This is a genomic window from Neisseria sp. P0009.S007 (assembly GCF_051962515.1).
This window is the reverse complement of the sequence record NZ_JBQCVF010000053.1, coordinates 1-13,172: the sequence shown is the minus strand read 5'-3', so window position 1 is coordinate 13,172 and position 13,172 is coordinate 1. Positions and strand designations below refer to the sequence as shown.

The 13,172-nt window shown below is 51.4% G+C and carries 16 protein-coding genes; 9 read left to right on the top strand and 7 right to left on the bottom strand.

Annotated features, from left to right (window positions below):
* From ACTHS3_RS06725 to ACTHS3_RS06705, 5 genes are all read left to right on the top strand, one after another.
* The coding region (locus tag ACTHS3_RS06725; RefSeq protein ID WP_296117676.1) for an iron chelate uptake ABC transporter family permease subunit at positions 1-153 on the top strand (153 nt) is incomplete at its 5' end.
* Complete coding sequence (locus ACTHS3_RS06720) at positions 143-1,114, top strand: iron chelate uptake ABC transporter family permease subunit (RefSeq protein ID WP_049322652.1); 972 nt, start codon at positions 143-145, stop codon at positions 1,112-1,114. The genes ACTHS3_RS06725 and ACTHS3_RS06720, both read left to right, overlap by 11 nt.
* Before the next feature lie 142 nt (positions 1,115-1,256).
* Positions 1,257-3,122, top strand: a complete 1,866-nt coding sequence (locus tag ACTHS3_RS06715) for an acyltransferase family protein (protein WP_049336907.1) — start codon at positions 1,257-1,259, stop codon at positions 3,120-3,122.
* Between the two features lie 140 nt (positions 3,123-3,262).
* On the top strand, positions 3,263-3,889 hold the full coding sequence (locus ACTHS3_RS06710) for an FmdE family protein (RefSeq protein ID WP_004520976.1): 627 nt from the start codon (positions 3,263-3,265) through the stop codon (positions 3,887-3,889).
* Between the two features lie 81 nt (positions 3,890-3,970).
* Positions 3,971-4,729 carry an iron ABC transporter ATP-binding protein gene (locus tag ACTHS3_RS06705; RefSeq protein ID WP_039862545.1) on the top strand — a complete coding sequence of 253 codons (759 nt, stop codon included), beginning with the start codon at positions 3,971-3,973 and terminating at the stop codon, positions 4,727-4,729.
* Between the two features lie 68 nt (positions 4,730-4,797).
* Here ACTHS3_RS06705 and ACTHS3_RS06700 read toward each other — a convergent pair whose 3' ends face one another.
* The 4 genes from ACTHS3_RS06700 to ACTHS3_RS06685 all read right to left on the bottom strand — a co-directional run bounded on the left by ACTHS3_RS06700 (position 4,798) and on the right by ACTHS3_RS06685 (position 7,259).
* Entirely contained in the window at positions 4,798-6,090 is a 1,293-nt protein-coding gene (locus tag ACTHS3_RS06700; RefSeq protein WP_004520973.1) for a valine--pyruvate transaminase, read from the bottom strand.
* A 143-nt stretch (positions 6,091-6,233) separates the two neighbouring features.
* Positions 6,234-6,392, bottom strand: a complete 159-nt coding sequence (locus tag ACTHS3_RS06695; protein WP_039862543.1) for a DUF1328 domain-containing protein — start codon at positions 6,390-6,392, stop codon at positions 6,234-6,236.
* Positions 6,393-6,463: 71 nt separating this feature from the next.
* Positions 6,464-6,658, bottom strand: a complete 195-nt coding sequence (locus tag ACTHS3_RS06690; RefSeq protein ID WP_004520971.1) for a CsbD family protein — start codon at positions 6,656-6,658, stop codon at positions 6,464-6,466.
* A 301-nt stretch (positions 6,659-6,959) separates the two neighbouring features.
* Positions 6,960-7,259: a porin gene (locus ACTHS3_RS06685; protein WP_004520970.1), complete on the bottom strand. Its 300-nt coding sequence runs from the start codon at positions 7,257-7,259 to the stop codon at positions 6,960-6,962.
* Positions 7,260-7,353: 94 nt separating this feature from the next.
* On the opposite strand from ACTHS3_RS06685, the gene ACTHS3_RS06680 reads away from it, so the two are divergent.
* The 4 genes from ACTHS3_RS06680 to ACTHS3_RS06665 all read left to right on the top strand — a co-directional run bounded on the left by ACTHS3_RS06680 (position 7,354) and on the right by ACTHS3_RS06665 (position 11,267).
* On the top strand, positions 7,354-8,184 hold the full coding sequence (locus ACTHS3_RS06680; protein WP_004520969.1) for a carbon-nitrogen hydrolase family protein: 831 nt from the start codon (positions 7,354-7,356) through the stop codon (positions 8,182-8,184).
* 9 nt (positions 8,185-8,193) lie between these two features.
* Positions 8,194-8,739 carry a crossover junction endodeoxyribonuclease RuvC gene (gene ruvC / locus ACTHS3_RS06675; protein WP_003684216.1) on the top strand — a complete coding sequence of 182 codons (546 nt, stop codon included), beginning with the start codon at positions 8,194-8,196 and terminating at the stop codon, positions 8,737-8,739.
* A gap of 77 nt (positions 8,740-8,816) precedes the next feature.
* Positions 8,817-9,701, top strand: coding sequence for a lipid A biosynthesis lauroyl acyltransferase (locus tag ACTHS3_RS06670; RefSeq protein ID WP_283122203.1), 885 nt, complete (start codon positions 8,817-8,819; stop codon positions 9,699-9,701).
* Positions 9,702-10,472: 771 nt separating this feature from the next.
* Positions 10,473-11,267 (top strand): 3'-5' exonuclease, encoded by a 795-nt coding sequence (locus tag ACTHS3_RS06665; RefSeq protein ID WP_039863832.1) that lies wholly within the window; start codon positions 10,473-10,475, stop codon positions 11,265-11,267.
* Positions 11,268-11,351: 84 nt separating this feature from the next.
* Here ACTHS3_RS06665 and prmC read toward each other — a convergent pair whose 3' ends face one another.
* From prmC to ACTHS3_RS06650, 3 genes are all read right to left on the bottom strand, one after another.
* Positions 11,352-12,164 carry a peptide chain release factor N(5)-glutamine methyltransferase gene (prmC, locus tag ACTHS3_RS06660; protein ID WP_004520961.1) on the bottom strand — a complete coding sequence of 271 codons (813 nt, stop codon included), beginning with the start codon at positions 12,162-12,164 and terminating at the stop codon, positions 11,352-11,354.
* Positions 12,154-12,615, bottom strand: coding sequence for a hypothetical protein (locus ACTHS3_RS06655; protein WP_004520960.1), 462 nt, complete (start codon positions 12,613-12,615; stop codon positions 12,154-12,156). Before ACTHS3_RS06655 ends, prmC begins: the two co-directional genes overlap by 11 nt.
* A 53-nt stretch (positions 12,616-12,668) precedes the next feature.
* Positions 12,669-13,172, bottom strand: a 504-nt coding sequence (locus ACTHS3_RS06650) for a metallopeptidase TldD-related protein (RefSeq protein ID WP_440367467.1), incomplete at its 5' end; no start/stop codon positions are given.

The window sequence follows — 13,172 nt, the reverse complement described above, 5'->3', positions numbered from 1 at the left end:
GCCTTGCTGGGCGCGTCTTTGGTGTTGCTGTGCGATATTGTCGGACGCGTGATTGTGTTTCCGTTTGAAATTCCGGTCTCTACGGTTTTTGGCGTAATGGGGACGGCTTTGTTTTTGTGGCTTTTATTAAGGAAACCTGCTCATGCCGTCTGAAAAAAATATCGGTTTTATGGCAGGAAGCAGCCGTCCGTTGTGGGTCGCCTTTGCGCTGTTGCTGGTTTCCTGCGTTCTGTTTATGACGCTCAACGTCAAAGGCGATTGGGACTTTGTCTTGCATCTGCGCCTGACCAAGCTTGCCGCACTGCTGATGGTTGCCTATGCAGTCGGCGTGTCCACTCAACTCTTCCAAACGCTGACCAACAATCCGATTCTGACCCCTTCGATTTTGGGTTTCGATTCGCTGTATGTGTTTTTGCAGACCTTGCTGGTATTTACGCTCGGCGGCGTGGGCTATGCTTCCCTGCCGTTGACGGGCAAATTCGGCTTTGAACTGGTCGTCATGATGGGCGGCTCGCTGCTGCTGTTCTACATACTCATCAAACAGGGCGGACGCGATTTGTCGCGCATGATTTTAATCGGCGTGATTTTCGGGATTTTGTTCCGCAGCCTGTCATCGCTGCTTTCGCGCATGATTGACCCCGAAGAATTTACCGCCGCGCAGGCGAATATGTTTGCCACCTTCAATACCGTCCACTCGGAATTGTTGGGTATCGGCGCAATCGTGTTGCTCATCAGCGCCGCCGTAATCTGGCGCGAACGCCACCGCCTCGATGTTTACCTGCTCGGCCGCAATCAGGCCATTAATTTGGGCATCAACTACACGCGCAATACCTTATGGCTGCTGTTGTGGATCGCCGCACTGGTTGCAACTGCGACCGCCGTTGTCGGCCCGGTAAGCTTTTTCGGCCTGCTGGTTGCCGCGCTGGCCAACCATTTTTCTCCGTCGGTGAAACATTCCGTCCGCCTACCCATGACTTTTTGTGTCGGCGGCATCCTGTTGGTCGGCGGGCAAACTATCTTCGAGCACTTCCTCGGTATGCAGGCCGTATTGAGCGTGGTCGTCGAATTTGCAGGCGGATTGGTATTTTTATATTTGGTGTTGAAAAAGAAATAAATTAAACGAGCCCAAACGCTCGCAAAAATAAACTCAGGCCGTCTGAAATCCATGTTTAAAAAATATTTAGTACTTGAAATGAAACTAAATTTCTGACATGTACTCATAGTAAACATTACTGGATTTACTAGAATTACAAAAAATGAGCACGACATTAAAATACCGTCCCGACTTGGACGGCATCCGGGCGTTGGCAGTCTTGGCTGTCATTATTTTCCACATTGATGCCGCTTGGCTGCCCGGCGGCTTTCTCGGCGTGGATATGTTTTTCGTCCTGTCCGGCTACCTGATCACCACCATCATCAGCCGCGAAATGCAAAACGGCAGTTTTTCGTTTTTAGAGTTTTACAAACGCCGCGCGAAGCGCATTTTGCCTGTTTTTTCCTGCGTATTGCTGTGTACAAGCTTGGCCGCCGCAATCTTTTTCTTGTCGTTTGACCTGCGCCAATACGTCAAATCCGCAGTGTTTGCGTTGCTGTTTTCGGCTAACCTGTTTTTTGCACGGCGCGGCGGTTATTTTGATGCCGACGCGGCGGAAAAACCTTTGCAACACATTTGGTCTTTATCGCTGGAAGAGCAGTTTTACTTTGTTTTTCCAGTTTTGCTGACTGCTTTTTTCCGATTCAGCAAAGGGCGCAACATCCGCCAATTCATCCTTTTGCTGATTGTATTGAGCCTGTTGTCCGTCTTTTTGCCCACCTTCGGCATGGATCCTTATTTCCTGCCTTATGTGCGCGCATATGAGCTGCTGATCGGCGCACTTTTTGCCTTTATTCCGCCCTCCCAAACCAACGACCGTTTCAGCACGCCTCTGGTCGGCTGGGCGATGATGGCGGTTATTGCCGCCATGCTACTGCTTCCTTACGGCGTGTTGCCCGGCGAAGGCAATATCGAACGATTGCTGTGCTGTACGGCGGTTGGCGGCTTGATTTACTCAGGCAAAACCCTGCAAACGCAAAGTGGCTTCAATACCGCCAAACTGTTGAGCCTCAAGCCCGTTGTGTTTATCGGTTTGATTTCCTATTCACTGTATCTCTGGCATTGGGTGGTCTTGGCCGTCATGCGCTATGTTTACATGGACAACGCTTTGCCGATGTCCGCGATTGTATTGGCAGTGGTGCTGATGTCCGGCTTGTCTGTTTTGTCCTATTACTTCGTCGAAACACCGGCGCGACGGATAAAGAATTTCACCACCAAGAAATTCATCAGGGTCATCGCCGCCTATTTCGCCCTGCTGATTCCTGCCGCCGGCTACCTGCTGACTGCCAAACCGGCCGCATACGAGACAAACCTATATACGGTTGACGAAAGTAAAATCTGCGCGGATACCTTGACTAAAACCGACTGCGCGGTCGGCGCAGAAAACCAAAGCAGCAAAGTCCTGCTGATGGGCGACTCCCACGCCGCCCACCTGACGCCCTTTATCGATATGGTGGGTAAACAGGAAAGCTTTGCCGCCGACATTATCTCGTCCAACAGCTGCGGCGTTGCCTTCGGTTTTATGTTGCCGCAAAGCGACCGCCGTGCCAACCGTTGCAACCCTTACAACCGCTTTATTGCACAAAAGGTCGAAAACTATCCGGTGGTCTTTATCTCGCAACGTTGGTTCCTGCATACCGACAAGCCCGGTTTTACGGAGCATTTCGGCAAAATGCTCGATACCCTGATCCAACAGAGCAAGCAGGTTTACGTCTTTGCCGACACGCCGATGAACGCGCAACTGCCCCTGCGCCATTACTACCTGAAACAGCGTCTCGGCATCGATATGCAATACGTTTCCGAGCATAAAAAAGCGGAAATTGCCCGCTCCGCCGAAGCGGAAAAAACCATAGAAAACATAGTCAAACAGCGGCCTGCCGTGCATTGGGTCAACATCATGGAGCCTATTCCGGCAGACAAAACCATAGACGGCCTGCCGATATATTTCGACACCAACCACCTCAACACCCACGGCGCGACAAAACTGGCGGAAAAATTTATACAGGACAAAAAAATACTCCTAAAATAACACCGCAGTTTCAGTCCGAAACCTTTGCCGCAATACTGAATGCAAATGCCGCTCAAAGCGCAGCAAACAGTATGCCGCAAAGGTTTCAGGCCGTCTGAAACCTTCAGGCGGCCTAAGCAAACCCATAAAGGATAACCCTCATGACACAAGAACGCCTCCCTTCATTCTTCGATGACGCCCCGACCATTACCGTCCAAGACGCATTGGCCGACTTCCTCGGCGCGGCCGAAAACGGCATCCTCACTTACCGCTACGCCGATGCCGTGCGCCTGTGCGGCCACTCCTGCCCGACCGTCGCCGGTGCCTACCTGATGGTGGTCAAAGGCCTGAAAGCCCTTTACGGCGAAGAGCTGCCGCAACGCGGCGACATCGAAGCCTTTATGCAGGGCGAGCGTGACGAAGGCACGACCGGCGTAACCGCTTCCGTCGTCCAACTCCTTACCGGCGCGGCACCCGAAACCGGCTTTGGCGGCGTAGGCCCAGCCGGACGCTTTGCCCGCCGCCACCTCTTGTCCTTTGGTGCAGGCGAAATCAACGGCACACTCGCGCTCCGCCGCCGCGATACCGGCAAAACCGTTGCCGTCAGCCTCAACGCCGCGCTCCAACCCTTTGCGCCGCAAATGCGCGACATCATGCCCAAAGCCGTCAGCGGCAGCGCAAGTACCGACGAACTCAAACAATTCGGCGAGCTTTGGCAAGAACGCGTCCGCGCCTTCCTGATCGACCAAGCCGACAATCCCGAATTTGTCACCGTCAGCGAAATCTAAAACGTCATAATCAATAAGTTTCAGACGGCCTTAAAACTCAAGGCCATCTGAAACCCCAATTTCCCATTTTCGGACCCGCCTATGATTACCATCCGCAACGTCAGCCACACCATCGGCAGCAACCCCATCCTCAACGACGTCAGCCTCGACATCCCCGAAGGCGGCATTACCGCGCTGATCGGCCCGAACGGCGCAGGCAAGTCCACCCTCCTCTCTTTTATGGCGCGCCTGCAGCCCTTGGTACGCGGCGACATCAGCTACGCAGGCAAAGACATCAAAACCACCCCCACCGCCGAACTCGCCCGCACGCTTTCCATCCTCACCCAAGAAAACAGCATCATGAGCCGCATTACCGTGCGCGACCTGCTCATGTTCGGCCGCTATCCCTACCACCAAGGCAGGCCGTCTGAAACGGATAAAACCATCGTCGAAGAAGCGCTCACCGAGTTCCACCTGCAAGACTTTGCCGACCGCTACCTGACCGAGCTTTCCGGCGGCCAACGCCAACGCGCCATGATTGCCATGGTGTTCTGCCAGCGCACCGACTACGTTTTGCTGGACGAACCGCTGAACAACCTCGACATGTATCATGCCCGCTCCCTCATGCAAATCCTGCGCCGACTGACCGACGAACACAAACGCACCACCGTCGTCGTCCTACACGACATCAACCAGGCCGCCGCCTACGCCGATTACGTCGTCGCCATGAAAAACGGCCAAGTCGCCATGCAGGGCAAGCCCAACGATATTTTCACCGCCGAAAACATCAAAACCTTATTCGATATGGACGTCAACGTCCTCGATTACGAAGGCAAAAAACTGGTTATCCACCATATCTAAATCCGACAAAAAGGCCGTCTGAAACCTGATTACCCACGTTTCAGACGGCCTTTGCCTATTCAAAGCATTTATTTTTTATCATACAAACCGCGCACCACGCGACCGATCGCGGCAATGCCTTTTTCCAGCGTTTCCGCGTCCTGCGCAATGCTCATGCGGATGCACTCGCGGGCGTGCGGGTAATCCTGCGTGTCGATGCCGACGAAGAAATGCTCGCCCGGAATAATCAGCGTGCCTTCGGCTTTAAGCATTTCGTACAAGGTTTGCGACGAAACAGGCAGGTTTTCAAACCAAAGCCACAAGAAAATCGCACCTTCAGGCTTGTGGATTTTCAACGGATACGCGCCCAATTCGCGTTTGAGCAGGGAAACCGCCGTTTGCGCCTGCCGACGGTAAAACGGCTGAATCACTTGGTCGGCCAGCTGTTTCAGACGGCCGTCGTTTAACAGCGGAGCCGCAATCGCCGCGCCGAAACGCGTAGGCGACAGGTTCACAATCGCATTCAAACTGCTGACGGCTTTGACCACTTCCGGCGCAGCGACAATAATGCCGGTACGCACGCCGGGCAGGCCGATTTTAGAAAGGCTGAAGCAGAGGATGATGTTTTCGTGCCAGTTGAGCGTCACATCACTGTAAGTAATATTCGGGAACGGCATTCCGTAAGCGTTGTCGATAATCAGCGGAATCCCATGCTCCTGCGCCAAAGCGTCCAAACGCGCCATCTCTCCGTCGGTCAACACATTGCCGGTCGGGTTGGTCGGGCGCGAACAGCAAATCGCACCAATTTTGCCCTCTTTCAATTCAGGCAGGCTCTCCAGCGCGTCAAAGTCCACGCGGTATTTGAAAAAGCCTGCTTCGCCTTCGTGTTCGACATTTTCGATTTTCGGCTTCACCGAAATAAAATGCTGCCCTTCGACATGCACGTCGGCATAACCGATATATTCAGGCGCAAGCGGCAACAAAATGGCTTTCTCAGCCGTTTGGCCGTCTGAAAGATTGAATTTGCCGCCAAACAGGTTGAACAAATAGAAAAACGCGTTTTGCGAACCATTGGTCAGCGCGATATTGTCCGCCGTCAGGTTCCAGCCGTATTCGCGGTTGAGAAACTCAGTCAAAGCCGCAATCAGCGCCGCATCGCCCTGCGGATTGGAATAATTGCCGATATTCTCAACAGCGTGTTCCGCCGCCAGTTTAGAAAACACATCGGCGAACACCGCATTGACTTCAGCAATCTTCGCCGGATTGCCGCCGCCAAGCATGTTGACGGGCTTGTCACTTTTGAGCGCATCGCCCAAATCGTCCATCAACTGCAAAATACCGCTGTGTTGTGTGAATTTTTCACCGAATGCTGAAAACTGCATGGAAACTCCGTTGCTAGGTGTGTGTGGAAACAATAAACCGCTATTATAAGAACAAAGGCCGTCTGAAAACCAGTTATCCTGATTGTTCAGACGGCCTATTTGACGGAATGGTGGCTTGATACAACCTTATTGGTTTACAGGTATTATTTCTTCCTGCCAAAAATCAGTGATATCACCGACAAGATCAAGAAACCGGCAAATAAAATTTTGGCTATGCCTGCCGCACTACCTGCAATACCACCGAAACCTAATACAGCTGCAATAATAGCGATTATAAAGAAAACGATCGAATAATGAAGCATGATTTTTTCCTTTCGGTTTAATATAAAACGGTCGAGGGGGATACGACCGTTTATTATGAAATTCAACGGTCTTAGCTGTTCAACCAATCATCAATTTCTTTTTCAGCTTCATCTTTAGTGCGACCGTAACGCTCTTGGATTTTACCAGCCAACTGATCGCGCTTGCCTTCGATGATGTCCAAATCGTCGTTTGTCAGCTCGCCCCATTTTTCTTTGGCTTTACCTTTAAGTTGCTCCCATTTTCCTTTGATAATATCTTCATTCATAGTTATATAATCCTATCTTATTGATTAATATTTAATTCACTGATAAAACCGCTTGCATTTAACCTTACTTGATAATTTTTTAATTTGCAAGCAATGCCAATGCTGATTTTTTAATCAGCTACCCAATATTTTATTAATTTTATAAATAATCAATAAGTTATATAAAATTGTTAAATTTTGAAAATATTAAGATATTATTGATTACCGCCTTTTACGTGTATTCTTTAAATCAATCGACCTCACTATAAAAAACAGGCCGTCTGAAAATCTTTCAGACGGCCTTTACTATCCAATCTTTCCTTTAACGGCCAAAATTATCTCGGCGTTCGCGCCAGTCTTGGCGGATGGAGCCGCTTTTGCCGACCGGTGTGTCTTGTTCGACTTCCCAAATAAAATTCGTTCCGCCGCCAATCGGATGCGAGCCGCGTAAACCGATGTGGCTGCCTTGGTCGGCAACGGCAGTTCGGCTGTATGTTTGGCCGCCAAAACGGGTTTGCGAGGTTTCGATGCCGCTTTTGATGCTGCCGTAAAGCTGTACGTCGGCATGTGCGGCCAGTGCGGCGGTGGAAAGTGCGGCAGTGAGGAGAAGTTTCAAGTTCATGGTTTATCCTTTTTTGGAGAGGAATTGTGAGGCGATTGTATCGGCCTTGTGCGTAAACAAGTTACAATTCTTGCAAAATCTGACAGGAGTTTTGATGATGCACTCTTTACGCGCTGCCGCGGTGCAAATGGTGTCGTCCACCAACCCCGAAACCAATATTGCCACGATGAAACGCCTTGTCCGCGAGGCGGCCGAACAAGGGGCGGATTGGGTGTTGCTGCCCGAATATTGGCCGCTGATGGGCAAAAACGATACGGACAAGCTGGCATTTGCCGAGCCTTTGGACGATGGACGCGTCGGCGAAACCTGCGACACCCGTTTTCAGACGGCCTTAAGCGAAACGGCAAGGGAATGCGGCGTGGTGTTGTTTGGCGGTACGGTTCCGCTGCAAAGCCCAGACGCGGGCAAGGTGATGAACACGATGCTGGTGTATGACCGCGACGGCAACCGAGTCGGGCTTTACCACAAAATGCACCTTTTCGGCTTTTCCGGTTTGGGCGAACGCTACGCCGAAGCCGATACGATACTGGCAGGCAGCGATGTGCCGAAATTGAGCGTGGACGATGTTCCGCTGGCGGCCGGCGTCTGCTACGATTTGCGCTTTCCTGAGTTTTTCCGCGCCCAGCAGCCGTTTGATGTTTTGCTGTTGCCGGCCGCGTTTACCTACACGACCGGCAAGGCGCATTGGGAATTGCTGCTGCGCGCCCGCGCAGTGGAAAACCAATGCTACGTCATCGCGTCGGCACAAGGTGGACTGCATGAAAGCGGCCGCCGCACATTCGGCCACAGTATGATTATCGACCCTTGGGGCGATGTGTTGGCGACGTTGTCGGAAGGCGAAGGCGTAATTTGTGCCGATTTGGATACCGCGCGACTGCAAAGCGTGCGCACGCGCCTGCCTGCCCTGAAACACCGATTACTTTAAACACGCACTATGTCCCAGTTCCAACCTACACGCATTCTCGGCATCGACCCCGGCAGTCGCGTAACCGGCTTCGGCGTTATTGATGTCCACGGCCGCGAACATCATTATGTTGCTTCCGGCTGTATCAAAACGCCGACCGGCGCGTCGCTTTCCGAACGCATCGCCGTGATTGTCCGCCATATCGATGAAATCATCCGCCACTATCAGCCGCATCAGGCAGCCATCGAACAAGTGTTCGTCAACGTCAACCCAGCCGCGACGTTAATGCTCGGTCAGGCGCGCGGTGCCGCGATTGCCGCTTTGGTCATGCACGATTTGCCCGTGTTTGAATACACCGCGCTTCAGGTCAAGCAGGCGGTGGTTGGCAAGGGTAAGGCCGCCAAAGAGCAGGTGCAGCATATGGTGGTCCAAATGCTTGCACTTTCAGGTACACCGCAAGCCGATGCCGCCGACGGACTCGCCGTCGCCCTCACCCACGCCCTGCGCAATCACGGATTGGCTTCGCAACTCAACCCCGACGGCTTGCAGGTCAAGCGCGGCCGTTTTCAATGGTAGGCCGACATTCAGGCCGTCTGAAATATGTTCCAGCCCGTTTTCAGACGGCCTTTCGGTTATAATAGCCCTTTGCCCACATACAGCGAGCCTTCATGAAAGCCGCCTTCCTTTTTCTCTATCTCATCCGCCTGCTGCCTTTTTGCGTGTTGCACAAGATTGCCGACGCGATCGGTATTCTCGCCTATTACGCAGTCAAACCACGCCGCAAAGTCGGCGAGGTAAACCTCAAAAAATGCTTTCCCGAGCTAAACGACAGCCAGCGCACTGCCCTGCTCAAACGCCATTTCCAACACATGGCGAAGCTGATGCTCGAATACGGCCTCTACTGGTACGCGCCTGCGGATAAGCTGCGCTCGTTGGTACGCTATCAAGACAAACACCATCTTGACGAAGCCCTCGCCGCCGGCGAAAAAGTCATCATCCTCTATCCGCACTTTACCGCATTTGAAATGGCGGTTTACACGCTCAATCAGGATGTGCCGCTGACCAGCATGTATTCGCACCAAAAAAACAAAGCCCTGGACGAGCAAATCCTGAAAGGCCGCCACCGCTACAACAATGTTTTCCTGATCGGCCGCACAGAAGGCCTGCGCGCCATCATCAAACACCTGCGCAAAAGCGATGCGCCCTTTCTTTATCTGCCCGACCAAGACTTCGGCCGCAACGATTCCATTTTCGTCAATTTCTTCGGCATTCAGACGGCCACGATTACCGGCCTCAGCCGCATCGCCGGTATGACCAAAGCCAAAATCATTCCCGCCATTCCCACACGCGAAGCTGACAATACCGTAACCCTGCGCTTCTATCCGGCTTGGGACAATTTCCCGACCGAAAATGTCGAAGCCGATACCCAGCGCATGAACGACTTCATCGAAGAGCGGGTACGCGAGCATCCCGAACAATATTTCTGGCTGCACAAACGCTTCAAAACCCGTCCCGAAGGCGAAAGCAGCTTTTATTGACTACATTGAATTACAATTTGAATATGCAAAAAGCGGCAAAATCCTTCTTTCGCCGCTTTTTCATTTTAATTGAATCAAACCGAAACTTATGTTTGATTTTAAACAATCAAATAATATTCCGCTTTAAATGCTTTAAAAACAACTTTTTTCATCGTGATTGAAACTTTCAAACAACCCTATATTTTTTCTCAAATGAAAAACATCAGTCCCAATACACTTTTTTCATTTACATATTAAATTTAATTTCTTTTAAAAACAATATATTAAAAAACAGTCCATCTAAAAAAATACATTTTAATCATTCAAAATATGAAATAAAATTAAATTAAAATTTAAAAAAACAAAATAAATATCTAAATTTAAAACAATTATGAAATATAATTGCAAAAATATGACAATAACTGAAATTTATACTAAAACAAGCCTTCAGAAAAAAATACTTGGCAAACTGTAAAAATTCGCGTAAATTTCACTACATCAAATTACAAAACGTTCAGACGGCCTCGCTGGTTTTAGATACTTTTGTAAGCAGTTTTCTGATATTGCAAGAAATTGCGGTATTTTAGAGGATTTCGGTGCAATGCCCGAAATGAAAGTTTACCGATGCAGAGTTGAGCTGCATCTGTAAAGCCGCAGGTGAAAGCCTGTATTGTTTGTGAAGCGTAAATCTCTGATTTGAGGTATTGGGGCAATCCTGTGGGGGATTGCCTCTTTTTTTATCTGCGCCGTCATGCCACAATGACATCATCCCTTATCCAACCCGATCACGCCATGACTCCGATACTCGCCTTCGACATCGAAACCATTCCCGACGTAAACGGCATCCGCCAGCTTTACGATTTGCCTGCCGATTTGCCCGACAATGAGGTCGTCCTGTTTGCCCAACAGCAACGCCGTGCCAAAACCGGCAGCGACTTTATGCAACACCATCTGCACCAAGTCGTTGCCATCTCCTGCTGTATGCGCTGGGGGCAAGACAAAATCCGCGTCAGCACCATCGGCGATCCCGAAGACAGCGAAGAAGTCATGATTGCCAAGTTCTTCGAGGTCATCGAAAACTATACGCCGCAACTCGTCAGCTGGAACGGCGGCGGTTTCGACCTGCCCGTCCTCCACTACCGCGCCCTGATACACGGCATCAGCGCCGCCCGTTATTGGGACATGGGCGACGGCGACTTTGGCGACAGTCGCGACTTTAAGTGGAACAACTACATCAGCCGCTACCACACCCGCCATTGCGACCTGATGGATTTGCTCGCCCTCTACCAACCGCGTGCCAGCGTACCTTTGGACGACATGGCCAAACTCTGCGGCTTCCCCGGCAAATTGGGCATGGACGGCAGCAAGGTTTGGGACGCCTATCATGCAGGCCGTCTGAAAGACATCCGCGACTATTGCGAAACCGATGCCGCCAATACCTACCTGATGTACATGCGCTTTCGCATGATGAGCGGCGCGCTCGATGCCGACGAATACGAAGTCGAAATCAAACGCATCAAACATTATCTGGCCGCACAAGCCGAAGAAAAACAACACTGGGCGGAGTTCGTCGCTGCTTGGCGTTAAACCAGGCCGTCTGAACAGCTAAACCAAAAAACCAAAAGGGCGTGATCGACACGCCCTTTTTTATATTTCGACAAACCATGCCCATTAAGCAGGCAAACGCCCCAGCGTTACCCTATCCAATCCAGCCAAATCCTGTTCGGTTGCCACTTCTGCAAAACCGTTCTCCAGCATAATGTTCCGCACTGCTTTGCCTTGGTCATAGCCGTGTTCAAACAGCAGCCAGCCGTTGGCTTTCAGGTATTTAGGGGCTTCTTGGGTAATGTGGCGGATATGGCTGAGGCCATCTGAAAAGTCGGTCAGCGCATTTTGCGGTTCAAACCTCAAATCACCTTGCGATAAATGTTCATCGCCATCCTCGATATACGGCGGATTGGAAACAATCACATCGTATCGGCCTTCAGACGGCTTGTCGGTATCAAACCACGAACCCTGCGCAAACTCCACTTTTGCGCCCAATTCGGCCGCATTTTGACGGGCAGTATCCAAAGCACCGACGCTGATGTCGGATGCACGAACATCGGCATCACCGCGTTCAAGCGCGATGGTTACGGCAATGGCGCCGCTTCCCGTCCCCAAGTCCCACACACGGCCTTGCGACGGCAAGCGTTTGAGCACGGCTTCCACCAAATGCTCAGTTTCATGGCGTGGAATCAGCACATGGGGATTGACGGTAAAGCGTCGTCCGTAGAACTCGCGCTCGCCCAACAGATAGGCCATCGGCTCGCCTTTCAGACGGCGTTGCGCCAAAGCCTCCAAGATTTGCAGGTCAGATTCCGCCAAATCGTCCGTACCGCGTGTAACCAACTGCGCACGCGTGTAACCCAGCGCATATTGCAACAACATCCGCGCTTCATTTTTGGGCAGTGCCGATTGGCGCAACCATTCATCAAGCGTCATTTCTCGTCCCATCTGCCAGCGTTGTGGCTTTTCTTTCCTTAATCTTTCCGGCAAACGTGCCGATGGTGGCAACCGCAAATGCGGCATACCACAAATAAAATCCCGCGCCGTAGCGCACAATATCCGATGTATTCCCTGCTTCATCGACGTGTACGGCTTTCACACTGAAAGCCACCAGCGCCAAGCCCCAAAGTGCCGTATGGACAGGCACAACCTTCTTCCGCAACACCAGCAACACAATGGCCGCCAACCAAACATAATTCGCATAGGCCGCACAATATCTGATATCCAAAGAAGCAAATATCGACCCCAAAATCAAAACGGTCAAACCCTTCATGCTTTCATGATTGCCCAAATAAAATGCAACATTGGACAAAGATGCTATCCACAGTGCAACCGACACCAGCAACATCACTATGGGAAAACTTGATTTCCGATTCTGTTCCTGCATGGTTTTATCCTAATGCAAAAGGCCGTCTGAAAACCTTTCAGACGGCCTGCCGTTTAAATTTCGCTACCGCCGACGGTCAGTCCGGCATCAATCCTCAGTGTCGGTTGTCCGACGCCGACAGGAACGATCTGCCCTTCTTTGCCGCAGACACCGATGCCGCTGTCGAGCGCAGTGTCGTTGCCTATCATGGAAACGTGTTTCAGCACTTCGGGACCGTTGCCGATGATGGTCGCGCCTTTGACAGGATATTGCAGTTTGCCGCCTTCCACCCACCACGCTTCGGATGCGCTGAACACGAACTTGCCGCTGGTAATGTCCACTTGTCCGCCGCCAAAGTTGACGGCGTAAATGCCCTTGTCGATGGACGCGATGATTTCTTCCGGCTCATAGCCGCCGTTTTCCATAAAGGTATTGGTCATGCGCGGCATAGGAGCGGAAGCGTAACTTTCGCGGCGGCCGTTGCCGGTCGATTGCATACCCATCAGGCGGGCGTTGGTTTCGTCCTGCATATAGCCGACCAAAATACCGTCTTCAATCAATACAGTACGGCGGGTTTC